We start from the raw sequence: 18,885 nt of genomic DNA on the forward strand, positions 1-18,885 counted from the left end.
AGATTTGGTGTGGTAACTTTAGTCTATCAGAGAATCTCGCTTGTTTCATTTTACATAAAAATAGTGCTGGCGAATTCTCACCAACACTAGATATTATAGAACCTCCAAATTTTGGGCATCTATCTCTTTTGATTATTCTTGTGCTTTAAGTGCTTCTATCATATCAATATACTTCAACTTGAAATGCATCAAGATCATGACAAGCCCTGAGAACAAGAATGTCAATAAACCTGAATATAGATAACTAGTAAAGTTGATGTGACGACTGAAGCGCATCATATCTACTTCGGCTGTATTGATGACGAATCGATGCATAATAATGCCTAGCCCCAATCCGAAAATAATACCCATCAACGTCAGTACAAGATTTTCTCTATAGACGTACATGGTCACTTCCTTGTCATAAAAACCAAGTACTTTAATCGTTGATAATTCACGTTCTCTTTCTGATACATTAATGTTCGTTAAGTTATATAGAACAATAAAAGCCAGTGTCGCTGCTGAAATAATAATGACGAGCGTCACAACATCCAGACTATCTAGCGACCCTTGCATACTGTCGTAGACCACAGAGACAAAGGTTACGCCCTGTACGGCTTCTTCTGCATTCAGTAATTGCCCAACATCTGTGTCTTCTACTTCGTCCGTATCGTATTTCAATAGACGAGTATTATAGACAGGTTCTTCTCCTGTCGCTACTTCAAACGCTTCTGGAGAAAGATAGACGAAATGCTGGAAGTAATGTTCCACGGTCCCTTTCACTTCAACATCGTATACTTCTTGGTCATTTCCATTAATTTGAATCCTATCTCCTACAGAAATATCTAAAAGATCTGCTAGTTTTTCTGTAATGATTGCCCCTTCGTCAGGCAGATCATAAATGTTTTCTGGATCCTGCTTGTCTTTTAGGACTACGAAATCTTTTAGCTTCTCTGTATCTTCCGGAACAAATAAGTTGATATCTTGACGGTTGCCTTCTGCTTCAGCAGTAAAGGTATTTTGTTCAACTCTAAGATTTTCGTCAATCTCACTCATTCCATTAAGTGTGCTGTCGTAATTTTCTAAATCACTTTGTTCAGCTTCTGAATTTTCAGATACAATGGCTTGGTATAAGTTGATTTCTCCATATTGGATACCACCAATATTTGCAATGGAGTCTGATAAACCAAAACCTGTAAGCAAGAGCGCTGTACACCCAGCCACTCCTATGATGGTCATCAACATACGACCTTTATACCTGAATAGATTTCTTGAAGCAACTTTTTGAGTAAAGCTAAATCTATTCCACAAAAAAGGGATTCTTTCAATCAAAATTCTTTTTCCTTTTTTAGGCGCTTTTGGTCTCAGCAAGTCGGAGGCATTGCTTTTCAAAGAAATTCTTACGGAAACTAAGGTTGCCAATCCTGTTGCACAAAGGGATGCCAAGATTGAAATAATAGAATAGCTCCAATAGAACTGTACACCGATATCAGGTAGATTGTAAATTGACCCGTAAGCATCCATAATGACTGACGGGAATATCCAGTAGCCAATACCTAATCCAATTAATGCACCTAATATCGTAGCTAGGAAAGCATAAACAAAATATTTTAGAGATATATCTGAATTTTTGTATCCCAATGCTTTCATTGTCCCGATCTGACTTCTACCTTCATCGACCATACGTGTCATCGTTGTTAAAGAAATCAGTGCCGCTAATAGGAAGAAGAAGACAGGGAATATCTGAGCAATTGCTCCGATTCTTTCTGCATTTTCACCGTACTCAGAGTACCCTGCGAAATAAGAGCGATCATTAATTAGATACTCCGGATCATTTAAATTATCAAGATCATCTTGTGCTTCTTCTAATTCTGCTCGAGCATCTGCTATTTCTATTTCTGCATCTTCACGCTCATTTTCAAAGGTTTCAAGGCCTTCTTGATACTCAGCCTCTCCATCTTCTAATTCTACACGCGCATCTTCAAGCTCTGCTCGACCATTCGCAAGTTCTGATTCCAAAGTAGCTTCTGCTTCATCTAGCTGCTGCGTTCCAGATGCAACTTCTGCTGCTTGGCTTTCAAGTTCTGCTAAACCGTTTGTAACTTGCTGCTGTGCTTGATCAAGTTCAGCTGCTGCGTCCTGTAATTGCTGACGACCTTGCGCAACTGCTTGTTCACCTTGTTCAAGTTCTTGTTCTTGAGCAGCTATTTGTGCTCTATTATTCTCCAACTCTTGTTGCGCTATAGCTAGTTGTTCTTCTGGTAACTGACCAGCACTTGCCTGAAGCTGTTGTTCAGCAGCATCAAGTTCTTGACGCGCAGCTTCGATTTGCTGCCTACCATTTGCAATTTCTTGTTCTGAAGAAGCTAACTGAGCTTCGGATGATTGACGTTCCTCTTCAAGTCGAGCTCTACCTGCATCAATATCTGCTTGTGCATTCTGAAGTTCTGTACGAGCACTTTGAATCTGAGCCTCGCCTTGTTCAATTTCTGCTCTTTGCGATTCAATCTCAGCACGGGCATTCGCCTCTTCTTGCTCCAGTTCAGCAAGACCATCTTCATAGGCTGCCCAACCTTCATCAAGTTCACTTCGAGCATCTTGTAATTCACTTCGAGCATCTTCCAGTTCGTTTTCTGCTGACTCTATTTCCTCATATCCATCATTGATTTCTTCTTGACCTTCTGCTCTTATTTCAGCCAGTCTTTCTTGAGGTCGATTTTCAACTAAGGTTTCGAGTTCAGCTGTTTTCTCGGTAATAAATGCATCATAATCATCACTATAGGCTTCATATTGAGACGATTCGTCAAAACGAATAAATGTCTCTGTATAATATTCAACATCAAAATCTTCTTCCAAAATAATGGAAAATCCATCCAATGTTCCAGAACCAGCTTGTGTGTTCCCACGTGTATCACTTTCTACATAAAGCGGACTTTTCACAAATCCAACAACTTCAAATTCAAGTTGTTTAAACGTATCTTCATAAGCATCATCTGTGCCAGACTCGAGTTTGATCACATCGCCGATAGCATACGTTTTCTGATAAGTTGAAGTAGAATCGAGCGCAATTTCACCAGACTTTTCTGGAAGGCGGCCTTCTAGTATTGTAAAATCATTGATTTCTTTTTGATCTTCTGGATTGTATCCATATATTTTAGACGTCATCCCAGTTTGGTTCATGACAACATCGGTGGAATACAGGGTTTCAACTGTACTGCCTTCTACCGATTCTAAAAGAGTTTTGTCGTCATCATTCAGACCATAAGTAGATAGGATTTGAAAATCCATTAAATCATGTTCCTGATAATAATCATCTGCCGTTTGGATCATAACTGGACCTGTTGCACTGATTCCCGCGAAAAAGGCTACACCCAGTAAGATTATGGCAAAAATAGATAGAAAACGTGTTTTAGTTTTCCATATTTCTCTAAACGTATCTTTCCATAAAGCTGTTTTTTTCACTACTATTCCTCTTTTAATTTAGATTCGTTTGCTTATAGACTCTTAGGTGTATTTTACCATTCGATATCCTGAACAGGTGTCGGATTTTCATTAACCGTCATACTTCTTACTTTTGCATTATTAATATCAATGACTCGATCAGCCATTGGTGAGATTGCCCGGTTATGCGTAATAACAACAACCGTTGCGTTATATTCTTCTTTTGATTTGTTCAATATCTCTAAAACTTTTTTCCCAGTTTCATAATCTAAAGCGCCAGTTGGCTCATCACAAAGAAGAAGTTTAGGTTGTTTAGCTAACGCTCTTGCAATCGCTACCCTTTGCTGTTCCCCACCTGATAATTGTGCCGGAAAATTATCCATTCGGTGTCCTAATCCAACACTTTTTAATACTTCCGCAGCATCCAATGCATCTGGTGAGATTTCTGCCGCAAGTTCCACATTTTCTTTTGCGGTCAAGTTTGGAATCAGATTATAGTTTTGAAACACAAAACCCACATCATCTCGGCGATACTTAGTCAGTTGTTTCTCACTGAACCCTACAATATTCGTGCCGTCTATAATCACGTCACCTTCGTCAGCAAAGTCCATTCCACCCAGTATATTCAGTACAGTTGTTTTACCTGCTCCACTAGGGCCTACAATAACGGCGAATTCATTTTTTTCTATATCAAAAGTAATCCCATCGTTCGCAACAACGGTTGTTTCTCCTGAACTGTATCGTTTGTATTCATCTTTTACTGTTATATAAGCTGTCATTCTGTAGTTCCTCTCTTAAATTCTCTTACTCTATATTAGCATAGGCAATGTAATCTATGGGTTTTGTTTGCCTTTCATTACATATTCTTCACAAAATAGTCATGATTTTATGATTATTGGCACTTTGTTTTAACTATTTACCCTTTTAAAAATGGCGACAAACATTTAAAAGTCAGAAAACAAAAAAGATCAGCAGAGTCATTTTCACTCCACTGACCTTTTCATATCCTGATTAGTTTGTTTTTTCTAAGACCATCACTTTAAGATAATCACTTTCAGGATACTGTTCATTAATTTTAAAATCTTCTGGCAATTTGTATTCATCGAGTAGATAAGCATCAACATTTTTATTGTCAAACGCTTCGTTTACCATTTCATAGAAATCATCACGAGTTAGCTTCCAAGTATTGGATGAAGCGATTAACATACCTTTATCTGCTAACACTTCAAGAGCATCTTCAATTAATCCAACATAATCTTTTTCGACTGTAAACGTACGCTTTTTAGTACGAGCAAAAGTTGGTGGATCCAGGATGATTATATCAAATTTCGAATCATGTTTTCTAGCATAATCTAAATAATCAAAAACATCGATCACTCGGATTTCATGATCATCTGGATTTAAACCGTTCAGCTCGAATTGTTCAATTGTCTTTGCTTTACTTCTGTTCGCAGCATCGATGTTAACTGTTTTTACTGCGCCACCCATAGCTGCTGCTACTGAAAATGCTCCAGTGTAACTAAACGTATTTAAAATCGTTTTCCCGGTGCCCCAGTCTTCCATCAATTTCCCTCTGACATTTCTCTGATCAAGGAATATCCCTGTCATCCAGCCTTCATTGATGTAAGTCGCATACTGAATACCGTTTTCTTTGATAATCAATGGTTCTGGCGGCACTTCTCCGTCCACATGCTTGGAATCTAAAGTAGCATCGCTAAAGCGGACTTTTTCAACGATTCCTTTGAAATCAGGAACTGCTACTTTGAAAGCTTGATAGATTTCTTCTTTATGTGTATAAATTCCTTTGTTGAACCAAGAAAAGATATAGAAGCCATCATAGTAATCGACTGTTATTCCACCGATACCATCACCATCTGCATTGAATAAACGGAAAGCAGTTGTTGAGCCATCTGCATAGAAAGCAGAACGAGCCTTATGAGCAATTCTAAATTGACGATCGTAGAAGACAGAATCAATAGTTTCTTCTTTATCCGTAGTCAAGATCCAGCCAATAGTACGATTTTCTTTACCTAAATAGCCTTTACCGATAAATTTATTTTTCTCATCAACGATCTCAACAGCTTCACCTTCAGTATAATCACCTAGGTTTTTAAAATCATATTCTTCCAAAGCTTGATAGCCGTTGCGCAATCGATTCGCTGCTAATGCTTTAACTTGTAATTTTCTCAATTTATTACCCCTTTATTTTCGAGTGATTCTTTTTAATTTAGATTAATTTTGTAGTTAATTTTGGATGCTTATACGTTCTATATTGCATCCGGAAACCTTATTCTACCATACAAAAAGGTGAATGCCAGATATTTATATGACATCCACCTTTTTCACTATTCAATTATTCTTCGTCTTGTGCTTGTTCTGGCATTACAGGTTCTTCATTGTTTTGATCAATAGAGTCCGCTGGCTGTTCTTCTTGCTCCGTGTCCATATCGTTTTGTAACTCAGGTGCGTCTGTTTTATATAAGTCGACCGTAGACTCTCCACCATTTGTTTCGATTAGACTTGTACTTCTCAGCGGATCATTTTCGAATATGCTTAACTGATTTGAATAAACATAGTCATTTTTCTCAACATCGCTGAATGAATCAGGAGTGTAAAAGCGTAACAAGTCCATCATCATCAAATCATCTGAGTAAGACAATTCCTGTCTTGCATTTTCACGTATTTCATTCAGTTCAGCAAGTTCTTCTTCAGACAACTCTCCTTGGACTTCTTCTCCAGTTTGAGAATCATAGATTTTTTGACCTATAAATGAGTATTCTGGAGTCATAACATTTCCGTTTCGGAATGGTACTGTATTGTTATGTTCTTCAGATAAAATATCTTGTCCCATAAAGATATAGTCATCTGTTTGAATGCCCAACAAGTGCATCAACGTTGGTAGCATATCTACTTGGCCGCTGTACTTGTCGATGATTTCTCCATTATCCACACCTGGTGCATGAATAATTAATGGAACCTTTTGCATTTCTGCATTCTGGAAGTCTCCCCATTCATCTTGGTCTTCTCCTAGAAGATCAGCAAGATGAGGATTTCTCATATTGGAAATACCATAGTGGTCTCCGTAGAGTACAAATACTGAATTTTCATACATTCCAGCTTCTTTCAAATAGTTAAAGAACTCTTCAATCGCTTGGTCAGTATAGTTTGCTGTAGCAAAATATTGATTGATTGTTTCATCTCCCGTTTGAGCTGTTGGGAATCCAGAATTTTGCTCATCCAACGGGTAAGGGAAATGATTCGTTACAGTGATAAACTTGCTGTAAAATGGTTGTGGTAATTGCTCGATATATTGTGCAGACTCTTGGAAAAACAGCTTATCTTTAAGGCCGTATTCAAGCGAGCGGTCTCCCGATACATCATAATAGGCAGAATCAAAGAAATAATCATAACCAAATTGTTGATACGTATCGTTACGATTCCAGAAAGATCCCACATTACCATGGAATGCCGCTGAAGTATATCCAGCTTCTTGCTTCAATATGTTTGGTGCTGCATGGAATGTGTTTGTTGTTCCTAAAGTTTGGAACGCACTTCCTTGTGGTAATCCATATAACGAGTTTTCTCCTAGTATCTCCGCGTCAGATGACTTACCTTGTCCAACTTGGTGATAAAAGTTTGAGAAGCTATAAGACGAATCGTCATGATATAGACTATTCACGAAAGGCATAACTTCATGCATTTCGCCATTTTCATCTTCTAGATCATAATCGATCACAAATTGTTGCACACTTTCCATCGCAATAACGAAAACATTACGACCTTCAGCTTTACCAAAATATTCTACATTGGGTGCAGCATTATTTTCTTTTGCAAATTCCATAATATCTACTAAATTTGACTCATCGGCGCTTGCTCGAACATGGTTATTCTGTGCCGTTTGGAATGCATCGTAAGCTGTAAAGAAGTTCAGACCTAGATATTTCACAATGTAGTTACGGTCAAAAGTACGCACAAGTAATTGAGGTCGGTTACTCTCAGCTAATGCCAAATTCCCTGCAAAAAGTGCAAACCCTAAAACCGTTGTCGCAATTGCGTAGCGTTTCTTGAATGGTCGTACGTCCATTGTTATATTGGTCTTTTTCTTATAAAGAATAATACCAAGTAGTATGATGATATCCATCCAATACAATAAATCCCAAGGTCTCATCATAGCAATTGTTGAGGTGAATACAGCTCCTGAAACATTATTAGAACCTAATAATATGTTCATTGTTAGAAAATCTGAAAACTCTCTATAAAACATAATATTAAAATAAAGAATCATTGAAGCAATTGTCATAATACTAAACAATGCAATATAAGATCTTTTTGGCTTTTTAAAATAAAGCGCTATTGAGAAAAGGATAACCGTTACCGCGATTGGATTAATCAGCAATATAAATTCTTGTATGGCTCCTGAAACACCTAAATTGAATTCAAAGGTATACGCCAAGTATGTTTTTAACCAAAAAAGAACACTTGCTAGACCAAAAAAACCGATCCTTGTATTTAAACTATTTTTTATCTTAGACATGAAGATGCCTCCTATACTTTCTGTGAATCTATTTTTTAAATCACTCTATATTGGATTTAAATCCGATCTATCACTTACGACATTTTACATTAAATTTACATAGAAGGCAAATGACTCCTTCTTTAGGTTTTACAATAAGATATTGTAAAGAAAAGTCTACTATAGAAGAAAAAAAGACCTTTCACACTTAGCGAATCATACTTAAGTGTGAAAGGTCTTAAGGGTTATTTAAGATTTAATTTTTTTCTGGGTTTGGAAAGTCCACTGTAAAAATCGTCCCTTTTTCAGGTGTGCTATCCACACTAATGGAAGCATCATGAAGAGCCACTAGCTGCTGCACGATGGATAAGCCTAGACCAGATTCTCCAAATTTTGTATTGGTTCTAGAAATATCAGCCTTATAGTATCGATCCCATATATTTTTCAGCTGATCTTCTGTCATACCAATTCCACTATCTTGAATTTTAATCTGTGTACCTTGTTGAGTTTTGATACCCGTGACAGTAATCAAACCATTCTTAGTAAATTGAATGGCGTTCTTTATTAAGTTTACTAATATCTGTTTGAATCGATCATAGTCAGCATAAACGGTTATCGGCTCTTCAACACTCAATTGTAGTGTGTTATTTGAACTTTCAGCAAGAGATTTCATCTGTTCCTGAATTTCCTCAAAAATCTCGTTCAATGGCAGCGCATGTTTATTCAGCATAATTCGATTAGAACGAATATTTTCATAATCCAAATTCTCATTTACTAGTCTAATGAGTCGTTTTGTTTCTTTTCTCATCAACTTGATACTTCTTAATCGTTGCGATTCCGGAATAACATCATATTCTAAACCTTCAAGAAGTCCGTTAATTGTAGTCAACGGTGTGCGCATTTCATGCGCTGCATCTTGCATGAACGTTTTCCGCCTGTCTTCTTGCCGCGCAACTTCTTGACGAGACATATCGAGAGCTTGAATCATTTTATTGAAGTCCTGAGATAAGTTATCGATCTCATCTCTGTCTTTATGACTAAGCCTGACATCATAGTCACCTTCTGCCACCATATGAGCAGCTTGCCTTAGTCTATTGACTCTTTTAACCTGATACCTTGCAAATATGAAACTCATTATAATAGCAATAACAGTTGAAATCAGAAAAGCATTAAACAAATTCCTTTTCAGTTCACTCATTTGTCGCTCAATCTGACTAACCGGAGCACTCACAGCTACAAAACCTGAGTACTCACTTGTGCTTTTGTTGAAATAAGGTAAATAAACATAGGCTGTTTCTCTAGGATTTCCGTAAAGATCGGCTTGTTCGGTGGTTAAAGAAACTCTTTCTCCGCTTTTCAAACGATCTTCTTCATCTGGTACTACTCTGGTTTCGATATTATCTGGTAAGTCTGGAAAAATCAGATGTCCATCATTATCAAAAACAAAAAATGTGACGCCCTGGTTTCCTAATAGTGACTGAAAATTCGACAACTCATCTGAACTCAAATTAACGTCGACAATCGATTCAGCATAGGCAAACAACCTATTTTCCGTTCCTTTTATTGCAGTGTTGCGTGCAAACAATACAATAGAAAAAACAGAAATCATTAGTATCATTATAATGACTGAAAGGAACCCTAGCATCAACTGATAAAAATAAGGAAATTTCATTAGGTTTCTACTGCTCCTGTATCATCAAATTTATATCCAACACCCCAGACAGTATGAATAACTTGTGGTCCATTTTGTACTAACTTTTGTCTCAACTTTTTAATATGTGCATCAACGGTTCTTTCATCTCCAAAATACTCGTAGTCCCAGACAATTTGTAAAAGTTGTTCTCTTGAGAAGACTCTTCTAGGACTATTCGCTAAGGTATAAAGTAAATCAAATTCTTTAGGTGTTAAACCTTCCAGCACTTTATCGTAAAGCACAACTTCTCTGGTATTTCTATCTAATTTCAAGTGTTCTGTTTCAACTTCATATTCTTCTTGGACTCCTTTTTCCGGATTATCTGTCTGGTCTGCTCTCCTTTTAAGTGATTTGATTCGAGCAACCAATGTCAATGGACTAAAAGGTTTGGTGACATAATCGTCAGCACCGATTTCTAGACCGATGACTTCATCACTCTCCGTATCCTTAGCCGTCAACATAATAATCGGTATACGAGTAGAATGTTTTCTGATCTCTTTACAGATCATCATGCCATCCATTTCTGGTAGCATAATATCTAAAACAATTAGGTCAAACTTTTCTTGGTTATCCATATAGGTTTCGAGACCTTGTTTTCCATTATGAATAAACGTTGCTTCCCATTCTTCTTTCAAAAAAAACATTTCAATCATTTCACAAACAGATTCATTATCTTCAATCATTAAAATATTCATGTATATCCCTCTTTCACTTAAGGTTTTCCTAGGGTTTATTCTACATTATACATTGAATATTTGAAAATTTAACGCGAATCTAAATATTTCTTCTTTTAAATTAGATAAAATAGTGAAAATAATTCGAATTAATTATTGCTTATTTTCAGTAAAAAAAAGCTCGCCAGTGGCGAGCTTTTGAACCGATTATATTACGAGTGTACTTTCTTGTTTTTTAGGTTGTAGAAATTGTACGTCATTAACTAGTAGTTCGACTACATAAACCGTTTCCTTGTCTGAATTTTGATAACTTCTAGATTGCATTTTACCATTCAAACCGATTAAATCTCCTTTATTGCAGTATTCTTCAATCAACTCTGCACGCTTGCCCCAGGCGACTACAGGTATAAAATCTGCTTCTGTATTCCCTTCTGATTTGTAATGTCTTTGAACAGCAATAACATTATTCATCACGATTTTACCTTCCCCTACATCTCTCAGTTCTATATCTCGAACAATTCTTCCTACAAATGATACCTGATTCATCCCTTTTCCTCCTGTAACAGTAATTTGTGAGTCATCTTATCTACTCTCTTTAATTACTGTTCACTTAACTAGAAAAATGACGAAAAAAACAAGCAGAAAGTATCTGCTTGTTTTTAAACTGCTTTCGAGTTGTGATTATAAAATAAACTCCAAAATATGCTGCCAAAGTTCCGGTTCGAAAACATCCATCGAACTGTTTCCGTCCCCAATGACACCATATCCGATCATAACGCCTCCAATGAACGCTGCCGTGATCAATATAAGTACGATAATGATTTTTAGTAAATATAGGCCAGTTTTCTTCAAAACAGATTGCCATGTCATATAATTACACCTCTAAACCAGTTTATTTTATCTTCTACGTGAGTCATCGTGCAGTGGCTTATTTACGTTTTTTTAAACTTTCTAGTAAAATTCCAGTTCCTAACGCTACTGAATCTAAAGGATTTTCTGCCTTGAATACAGGAACTTTCAGTTCCTCTGCAAACAATAGATCAATCCCATCTATCAATGCGCCTCCACCTGTAAGAATGACTCCGCGATCAATAATGTCAGCAGATAATTCTGGTGGCGTTTTTTCTAAAACTTCTTTAGCTTGCTCCACTACTACCACCATGGATTCTCGAGTTGCTTCCATCACTTCAAGTGAAGTAATCGAAATCGTACGCGGAAGACCTGAAACAACATCTCTACCTCTTACGTCCATCGAATCATTACGTCCATGATCAAATATGACACCTATTTCCTTTTTAACGGCTTCAGCTGTTCGAACACCAATTAACAGATTGTGCTTTTTCTTGATATAAACAATAATATCGTTGTCCAATGTATCTCCAGCCACTTTCACAGAACGACTAGTTACGATACCGCCCATAGACAAAACAGCAATATCACTTGTTCCACCACCGATATCAATAACCATGTTTCCACTCGGTTGAAAAATGTCCATTCCTGCTCCAATAGCTGCTACCTTTGGCTCTTCTTCCAGATAAACGTTTTTGCCACCACTTTTTTCAGCAACTTCAATGATCGCTTTCTGCTCAATAGCTGTAATATTAGTCGGACAGCAAATTAAAATATTTGGTTTAGACAAAAAGCCTTTTACATTTAATTTATTTATAAAGTACGTTAGCATCGCTTCTGTAATATCAAAGTCTGCAATGACACCGCCTTGTAGGGGTCTGATTGCTTGAATATTTCCCGGAGTTCTACCGACCATTAAATACGCTTCTTCACCTACTGCCAGTACTTCTTTTGTTTTTGTATCAAGCGCTACAACAGAAGGCTCATTTAATACGATACCTTTACCTTTGACATGTACTAATACATTCGCAGTTCCTAAATCAATTCCAATATCTCTTGCCATGATTGTTCTCCTCTCAAGCTTTTTACACTTATCGTTAAAAGGTAAAAAGTCATATCGTATATCTTTTCTCATTTAAAATTTTTTTATTTGATATTTAAGAATTTCTCACTCTTTCTATCATACTCAAGATTGTAAAAAAGAGCAAGATTAAAAAAAGCTCCCATCAATATTCATCTGTTATGTACAAAAAAAGCTGAACCGAGTAGATAAAGGTAGTTTACCTATTCGGTCCAGCTCATTGCGAATCTTTAACCTATTCGAATTATTCTGAAACGACTGTGTCTTTTGATTTAATCACAGATTCGTCTGCATTGATTCTTTCGACGTCTGCCCCTAGACCAATGAGTTTCTTGTGGAAATTGTAATATCCACGGTCCAAGTGATTCAAGTTCGTTACTTGTGTGTAACCAGCTGAGACTAGACCCGCTAGAATTAAGGCTGCTGATGCTCGTAAGTCACTTGATGCAACTTCAGCTCCTTGTAGCGCTTTTCCACCAACGATAACAAGACTTTGTCCATCAATTTTGAATTCAGCATTCATACGACGAAGCTCTTCCATGTGCATGAAGCGATTTTCAAATACGGTTTCTCTCATAACGCTCGTACCTTCAGCCTGTAGCTGAGCAATCGTCATTTGAGCTTGCATATCCGTAGGAAAACCTGGATGAGGCATTGTTTTAACGTCTGTCGCCATTAATTTTTCCGGTCCGATAACACGCAATCCTTGTTGTTCTTCTTCAAAGATTACACCCATTTCTTTGAGTTTAGAAATTAAAGGTTTATTGTGTTCAGATACAGCATCTTTAATTAAAATATTTCCTTGAGTGATTGCTGCAGCCACCATGAACGTTCCACTTTCTATACGGTCAGGAATGATCATATGATTCGTTCCAGTAAGTTTCTCTACTCCTTCAATACGAATCGTTTCTGTTCCAGCGCCGATAACTTTAGCACCCATACGATTCAAGAAATTAGCCAAATCTACAATTTCTGGTTCTCTTGCAACGTTTTCAATTACGGTTGTTCCTTCAGCTAGTGTAGCTGCCATCATAATGTTTTGAGTTGCACCAACACTAGGGAAGTCTAGATAAATATGAGCACCTTTAAGCTTCTCTGCTGAAGCTTCAATGTACCCTTTCTTGATATGTACCTCTACTCCCATTGCTTCGAACCCTTTTAAATGTAAATCTATTGGACGGGTACCAATCGCGCAGCCACCTGGTAATGCTACTTTTGCGTAGCCTGTTCTAGCTAATAATGGTCCCATAACAACAATAGATGCACGCATTTTGCTCATAAAGTCAAATGGTGTTTCATCGTTTAATTCTTTTGTAGCGTCAAAAGTCATCTGCTTATTTTCTTCGTCAAATGTAACTTCAACGTTCAAGTATTTTAAAACAGCTTCCATTGTATAGATATCTGATAATAATGGCACATTAGATAGTGTATTCATGCCGTTTTCTGCTAATATAGTTGCTGCTAAAATAGGTAATGCAGCATTTTTTGCGCCTTCTAATTCGACGGTACCTGATAATTTACGTCCGCCACTTACAACGATTTTTTCCATGCTTTGCCCTCCAAGGTGATACTCTTCCAAGATCATTCTACTTCGGTATACGATTATATCGACAGGTTAGTTAAAATTAAAATTTATTTTGGAACCCATTCTCATGATGGTTCCTTGCATTTTTGTTTATTTAATGTAACAAAACAAATTAAAAACAGGATTGATGAGATAAGACTATTGCAGTTATTACAAATCACAATAATCTGTTATATTATATCAGAAAGCACCCTGTTAAGAAACTGTTTCATCCGCGCTGTATATGACTTTTGTGTGAACAATTAATTGAAACGTTTCCATGATCTACAGTTCTGTTTTAAGGATTAGTTGAATAGTTGGACAAGATTCTGAGATGAAAGTACGAATTCGATAAAAAAGCTACTTACGGTATACCCAAGTGCTATCGAAATCAGAACATATAAAATTCTCGCTTGTCGAACATGATATTTTTTGATCCAATAGTCTGTTTTCAGTCCCTGTAGCGCCCAAAATGCTAGTAGTACAAAAACAGTATGCGAAATTAATGTAACGAGAGATTGCAATCCAATATAAGTCATCATTTGATTCCTTTCGAAGTTAGTCTATCATACCTGTTGAGACGATTTCACTTATTCTGCTTATAGGTTCTGTTTTATCTTATTATAAACGAGAAACCTCCAATCCACATATAGGATTGAAGGTTTTTTCGTCTTAATTATAATGTTCCGAACAGTCTGTCTCCTGCATCACCAAGACCAGGTAAGATGTAACCTTTCTCATCTAACTTTTCATCTTGTGAAGCTGTATAGATGTCAACATCAGGGTGAGCGTCTTGCAAAACTTTTACCCCTTCTGGTGCGGCTACTAGACATACAAATTTAATATTTGTAGCGCCTCTTTTTTTCAGTGCATCAATTGCAGCAACAGCTGACCCGCCTGTTGCAAGCATAGGATCAACAACTAGCAATTGACGATCAGGTAAGTCAGAAGGCAATTTCACGAAATACTCTACTGGTTCCATTGTTTCGTGGTCACGGTACATTCCCACATGTCCAACTTTAGCAGCTGGAATAAGATCTAGCATACCATCGACCATTCCTAGTCCTGCTCGAAGGATTGGAACGATTACGACTTTTTTACCAGATAGTTGTTTTTGTGTTGATGTTACTAATGGTGTTTCAATTTCTACATCTTCTAGTGGCATTTCACGAGAAACTTCATAGGCTAAGAGCCTTGCAATTTCATTTACAACTTCTCTAAAATATTTTGTACCTGTGCGTTTGTCTCTGATAATTGTCAGCTTGTGTTGAATCAGTGGATGATTGATAACTTGAAGTTTCCCCATTGAAATTGCTCCTTTATGATTAAATTATATTTCTTTTCAAATTCACTTGTGTGATAACCTCTAATCATTGTACATAAAGGCCGAACATTTTTCCATTATATTTATCAATTCAAATCAATTTGTCATCTAGTATTCCAGCCGTAACGGTTACACTCACAGTAAATGCTTAAAGAGAACTTCTTATTTCTATTAGTACTAGTCTTAAATAACTGAGTAGGCAGCAGCCTTTTCGAGTCGATTCATATAAGCCTCACCAATTCCTGACTTATTGAAAGGTTCAGCTAGTATAACTGTCGCTTCCGTTTCTTCAAAGAAGCGTAATCCTTTAAACAATCGTTTAGACGCTAATACGACATCTGATTTTTCTCCTAATGAAAAGGAAACTGTTTCTTTTGTCCCAAATTGTTTAATGGTTTCTTGAGATGCCAGTATACCAACAACTTCCCCATCAAGCTGATATTTTTTTATAGCTTTTTCCCATCCAATACCTTTTTCGGAAATGATTATCACAGGTTCGGTCGGCGAGTAATGAGTATACTTCATCCCAGGAGCCACTGGTGTATCAGATTGATTGGTTAGCCCGGTATTAAATTTTACTGGACCAATAATAGCTTCAATTTCGTTTCTTGAGATACCCCCCGGTCTTAAAATCGTCGGAGATTTCGGATTGGAAAGGTCTAAAACGGTAGATTCAAGTCCAACCCCTGTTTCTCCACCTTCTACAATACCCGCTATCTTACCATTCAGATCACGGTAAACGTGTTGTGCAGAAGTAGGGCTTGGTTTTCCAGAGGAGTTTGCACTAGGCGCAGCTAGTGGTTTACCGGTATCTTTAATCAACTGCAATGCAATCGGATGATTTGGCATTCGAATACCAACAGTCCCTAGCCCAGCTGTAACGGTTTGTGCTATTGGTCCTTTTTTCTTCAGAACGATTGTACAGGGTCCAGGCCAAAAAGCTTCCATGATTTTTTGAGCGGCTTTGGGAATTTCTTCTGCGTACTCATATGCTTGCTCAATACTAGATACATGAATGATTAAAGGATTGTCTGCCGGTCTTCCTTTAGCTTTATATATTTTCTTGACGGCCTCTTCATTGGTTGCATCTGCACCGAGTCCATATACTGTTTCGGTTGGAAACGTGACTACTTCACCTTCTAGCAGCAACTGCGTAGCTTTTTCTAGCTCCTCTTCTTTTATCCATATCGTTTCCACTCCATTACTCCTCTCTTTTCTTTTATATAGCAATATAGACGACTCTGTCTTGTCCTGCCATATCTTTCCAGATTTCTACCTCTGCATTTGGTAGCGCATCTTGGAATATATTTTGAACACGTTGACCTTGAAGATAACCAATCTCCAGAATCACTTTAGCTTCTGGATTCAGTATTGACGGCAACTCCTTTGCTAACCTTTTATAAATGTCTAGTCCATCTTCAGATGCAAACAAAGCAAGTGCAGGCTCATGTTCCAACACAGACTGATCCATTTCACCATGTTCAGATGTTGAGATATAAGGCGGGTTAGACAGAATTAGATCGTAATGATGTGTTCTTACAGCTCTCGTTAAGTCACTTAAATAAAATCTAACCTCTGCTTTCATTGAGGCTGCGTTTTGTTTAGCAATCTCTAATGCTTCTGAGCTGATGTCCACTGCTGTGACTTGGTCTTTTGGTCTTTCTAGTTTGTGAGAAATAGCTAATACGCCTGTCCCGGTTCCGATATCTAGCACGTCCAATGACTTGGATGATAAAGTCTTCAAATATCGATCAAACCATTCTTCAGTTTCAGGTCTAGGAATAAGCGTATCGCTTGTCACTTTAAATTTTCTATCGTAAAACCATTCATGACCGACAATATGCTGCACGGGTCTTCCCTCTAAATAATGATGTAAATCGTTTAGAAATTGCTCTTTCATCTTTTCCGGCATGACTTGTGAACCCATTCTAACCAAATCTGTCTTTGTTAAATTAAATCGCTCTTTTAACAGCCATTCAGCTGCGTATCCTTCAAGCTCTGCTTTTTTTAAAAAAGAAGAAGCCCCTGAAAGGACTTCTCTGATGGTTTCTTTATGGTATAAATCATTCATACTCATTTTGAAGTTGCTCCATTTTTTGAGCTTGTTCCCAGAAAACCAATGCATCGATAATTTCATCCATTTTACCCGCTAATATTTGGTCCAATTTTTGAAGAGTCAAGTTGATGCGGTGATCCGTAACTCGACTTTGGGGATAGTTATACGTACGGATTCTTTCAGAACGGTCTCCTGTTCCTACAGCTGTTTTACGTTCTGCATCTACTTCTGCTTGTGCTTCTTGAGTGATCTTGTCATAAATACGCGATCTTAAAACTTTCATCGCTTTTTCTCTGTTTTTAAGTTGCGAACGCTCATCTTGCATAGCAACAACGACTCCGGTAGGCTCATGCGTTAATCTAACGGCTGATGCTGTTTTATTAACGTGCTGCCCGCCAGCGCCACTTGCATGATAAATATCTACACGAATATCATTTTCTGCGATATCAATTTCAACATCTTCAGCTTCCGGCATAACGACAACTGTGGCAGTTGAGGTATGAATTCTACCTTGTGATTCGGTTTGAGGGATACGTTGTACTCGATGTGCACCGTTCTCAAATTTAAGCTTAGAGTAAACATTCTGTCCAGAAATCAGTAAGGTCACTTCTTTGTACCCACCAATCCCATTTGAATTTGCATCCAGCACTTCTGTTTTCCATCTTTGTGATTCCGCATAACGCTGGTACATATCCAGAAGATCCGCAGCAAATAATTGTGCTTCATCTCCACCAGCAGCTCCTCTAATTTCCATGATGATATTTCGCTTGTCGTTCTCATCTCTAGGAAGCAATAAGATTTTCAATTCTTCTTCTAAAGCTGCTTTTTGTTTCAGCAACTCTGTTCTTTCTTCTCTAGCCATTTCTTCCATGTCATTATCCAGAGATTCTTCAAGCATTTCTTCTGTTTCAGAAATCCCTTCAACGACTGCTTTATATTTTCTATAGCACGTGACGGTTTCTCTTAAGTCACCTTCTTCTCGACTAAGCTTCAAAAATCGATCAGTATCTGAAATAACTTCTGGGTCACTCAGTAATTCATTTAATTCGTCGTATCTATTATCTACTTGCTCTAGTCTGTCGTACATACTCATTTTTCTTCGCCTCTTTCTAGACTACTTTCCATCGATTCATAATAATGTTTACGGCACACAGGATAATAAGCTTCGTTTCCTCCAACCATAATCTGGCTACCGGTTGAAACAGGTTTACCTTCCTGCATTCTCATATTCATAATCGCTTTCTTGTGACAAAACCAGCAAATGGTCTTCATTTCTTCTATTTTATCAGCCAATAACAATAAATACTTCGAGCCTTCAAACAATTCGTTTCGAAAATCATTTTTTAATCCGAACGTCATAACCGGTATGTTTAACTGATCTACAATAAATGCGAGTTGTAAGACATGTTCTTTTTTTAAAAATTGCGCTTCATCAACCAATACGCAAGCTAGACCTTCTGATTGCTGTTTGACGACTTCAAACAAATCTGTTTGATCTTCGATAGGTGTCGCCTCACGCTTCAATCCAATTCGACTAGTGATATATCCAACAGAATCTCGGTCGTCAATCGCACTTGTAAATAGAAGAACTCTTTTATTTTGTTCTTCATAATTATAAGCTACTTTTAAAATTTCGATAGACTTCCCACTATTCATTGCACCATATCTAAAATATAGTTGAGCCATGATTTGCCCTACTTTCAATTTATTC

General features: G+C 37.3%; 16 protein-coding genes. All 16 read right to left on the bottom strand.

What is annotated here, in order from left to right; all coding sequences use genetic code 11:
• Positions 1–132: 132 nt before the first annotated feature.
• Positions 133–3,441, bottom strand: a complete 3,309-nt coding sequence (locus tag ACFP65_RS04330; RefSeq protein WP_379916239.1) for an FtsX-like permease family protein — start codon at positions 3,439–3,441, stop codon at positions 133–135.
• Positions 3,442–3,494: 53 nt separating this feature from the next.
• A complete protein-coding gene (locus ACFP65_RS04335; protein ID WP_327757463.1) occupies positions 3,495–4,199 on the bottom strand; it encodes an ABC transporter ATP-binding protein in 705 nt (234 codons plus the stop codon).
• Between the two features lie 232 nt (positions 4,200–4,431).
• On the bottom strand, positions 4,432–5,610 hold the full coding sequence (locus ACFP65_RS04340) for a class I SAM-dependent rRNA methyltransferase (protein ID WP_379916241.1): 1,179 nt from the start codon (positions 5,608–5,610) through the stop codon (positions 4,432–4,434).
• A 163-nt stretch (positions 5,611–5,773) separates the two neighbouring features.
• Positions 5,774–7,954: an LTA synthase family protein gene (locus tag ACFP65_RS04345; protein WP_379916243.1), complete on the bottom strand. Its 2,181-nt coding sequence runs from the start codon at positions 7,952–7,954 to the stop codon at positions 5,774–5,776.
• A 235-nt stretch (positions 7,955–8,189) separates the two neighbouring features.
• The gene (locus ACFP65_RS04350) at positions 8,190–9,605 is read right to left on the bottom strand and encodes an ATP-binding protein (RefSeq protein ID WP_379916245.1); all 1,416 of its coding nucleotides are present in this window, start codon (positions 9,603–9,605) and stop codon (positions 8,190–8,192) included.
• Positions 9,605–10,321, bottom strand: coding sequence for a response regulator transcription factor (locus tag ACFP65_RS04355; protein WP_379916247.1), 717 nt, complete (start codon positions 10,319–10,321; stop codon positions 9,605–9,607). Before ACFP65_RS04355 ends, ACFP65_RS04350 begins: the two co-directional genes overlap by 1 nt.
• A gap of 186 nt (positions 10,322–10,507) precedes the next feature.
• A complete protein-coding gene (locus tag ACFP65_RS04360; protein WP_379916249.1) occupies positions 10,508–10,846 on the bottom strand; it encodes a single-stranded DNA-binding protein in 339 nt (112 codons plus the stop codon).
• Between the two features lie 135 nt (positions 10,847–10,981).
• A complete protein-coding gene (locus ACFP65_RS04365) occupies positions 10,982–11,170 on the bottom strand; it encodes a DNA-directed RNA polymerase subunit beta (protein ID WP_379916251.1) in 189 nt (62 codons plus the stop codon).
• Positions 11,171–11,228: 58 nt separating this feature from the next.
• On the bottom strand, positions 11,229–12,212 hold the full coding sequence (gene mreB, locus ACFP65_RS04370) for a rod shape-determining protein MreB (RefSeq protein ID WP_225743449.1): 984 nt from the start codon (positions 12,210–12,212) through the stop codon (positions 11,229–11,231).
• Between the two features lie 262 nt (positions 12,213–12,474).
• Positions 12,475–13,779, bottom strand: a complete 1,305-nt coding sequence (gene murA / locus ACFP65_RS04375; protein WP_379916253.1) for a UDP-N-acetylglucosamine 1-carboxyvinyltransferase — start codon at positions 13,777–13,779, stop codon at positions 12,475–12,477.
• Between the two features lie 320 nt (positions 13,780–14,099).
• Positions 14,100–14,336 carry a DUF1146 family protein gene (locus ACFP65_RS04380; protein WP_379916255.1) on the bottom strand — a complete coding sequence of 79 codons (237 nt, stop codon included), beginning with the start codon at positions 14,334–14,336 and terminating at the stop codon, positions 14,100–14,102.
• A gap of 134 nt (positions 14,337–14,470) precedes the next feature.
• Positions 14,471–15,100, bottom strand: a complete 630-nt coding sequence (gene upp, locus ACFP65_RS04385) for a uracil phosphoribosyltransferase (RefSeq protein ID WP_379916257.1) — start codon at positions 15,098–15,100, stop codon at positions 14,471–14,473.
• 201 nt (positions 15,101–15,301) lie between these two features.
• The gene (locus ACFP65_RS04390; RefSeq protein WP_379916259.1) at positions 15,302–16,315 is read right to left on the bottom strand and encodes an L-threonylcarbamoyladenylate synthase; all 1,014 of its coding nucleotides are present in this window, start codon (positions 16,313–16,315) and stop codon (positions 15,302–15,304) included.
• A gap of 22 nt (positions 16,316–16,337) precedes the next feature.
• A complete protein-coding gene (prmC, locus tag ACFP65_RS04395) occupies positions 16,338–17,195 on the bottom strand; it encodes a peptide chain release factor N(5)-glutamine methyltransferase (RefSeq protein WP_379916261.1) in 858 nt (285 codons plus the stop codon).
• On the bottom strand, positions 17,182–18,261 hold the full coding sequence (prfA, locus tag ACFP65_RS04400; RefSeq protein WP_379916461.1) for a peptide chain release factor 1: 1,080 nt from the start codon (positions 18,259–18,261) through the stop codon (positions 17,182–17,184). Before prfA ends, prmC begins: the two co-directional genes overlap by 14 nt.
• 2 nt (positions 18,262–18,263) lie before the next feature.
• The gene (locus ACFP65_RS04405) at positions 18,264–18,860 is read right to left on the bottom strand and encodes a thymidine kinase (RefSeq protein WP_379916263.1); all 597 of its coding nucleotides are present in this window, start codon (positions 18,858–18,860) and stop codon (positions 18,264–18,266) included.
• Between the last annotated feature and the right edge of the window lie 25 nt (positions 18,861–18,885).

The sequence above is a fragment of the Marinilactibacillus sp. GCM10026970 genome (assembly GCF_042660675.1).
Taxonomy (GTDB): domain Bacteria; phylum Bacillota; class Bacilli; order Lactobacillales; family Carnobacteriaceae_A; genus Marinilactibacillus.

What these genes read in the sequence shown, in the direction of transcription:
- ACFP65_RS04335 (WP_327757463.1), bottom strand. Translation starts at nt 4,199, where the DNA reads ATGACAGCTTATATAACAGTAAAAGATGAATACAAACGATACAGTTCA.
- ACFP65_RS04345 (WP_379916243.1), bottom strand. Translation starts at nt 7,954, where the DNA reads ATGTCTAAGATAAAAAATAGTTTAAATACAAGGATCGGTTTTTTTGGT.
- ACFP65_RS04350 (WP_379916245.1), bottom strand. Translation starts at nt 9,605, where the DNA reads ATGAAATTTCCTTATTTTTATCAGTTGATGCTAGGGTTCCTTTCAGTC.
- ACFP65_RS04355 (WP_379916247.1), bottom strand. Translation starts at nt 10,321, where the DNA reads ATGAATATTTTAATGATTGAAGATAATGAATCTGTTTGTGAAATGATT.
- ACFP65_RS04360 (WP_379916249.1), bottom strand. Translation starts at nt 10,846, where the DNA reads ATGAATCAGGTATCATTTGTAGGAAGAATTGTTCGAGATATAGAACTG.
- ACFP65_RS04365 (WP_379916251.1), bottom strand. Translation starts at nt 11,170, where the DNA reads ATGACATGGCAATCTGTTTTGAAGAAAACTGGCCTATATTTACTAAAA.
- mreB (WP_225743449.1), bottom strand. Translation starts at nt 12,212, where the DNA reads ATGGCAAGAGATATTGGAATTGATTTAGGAACTGCGAATGTATTAGTA.
- murA (WP_379916253.1), bottom strand. Translation starts at nt 13,779, where the DNA reads ATGGAAAAAATCGTTGTAAGTGGCGGACGTAAATTATCAGGTACCGTC.
- ACFP65_RS04380 (WP_379916255.1), bottom strand. Translation starts at nt 14,336, where the DNA reads ATGATGACTTATATTGGATTGCAATCTCTCGTTACATTAATTTCGCAT.
- upp (WP_379916257.1), bottom strand. Translation starts at nt 15,100, where the DNA reads ATGGGGAAACTTCAAGTTATCAATCATCCACTGATTCAACACAAGCTG.
- prmC (WP_379916261.1), bottom strand. Translation starts at nt 17,195, where the DNA reads ATGAGTATGAATGATTTATACCATAAAGAAACCATCAGAGAAGTCCTT.
- prfA (WP_379916461.1), bottom strand. Translation starts at nt 18,261, where the DNA reads ATGTACGACAGACTAGAGCAAGTAGATAATAGATACGACGAATTAAAT.
- ACFP65_RS04405 (WP_379916263.1), bottom strand. Translation starts at nt 18,860, where the DNA reads ATGGCTCAACTATATTTTAGATATGGTGCAATGAATAGTGGGAAGTCT.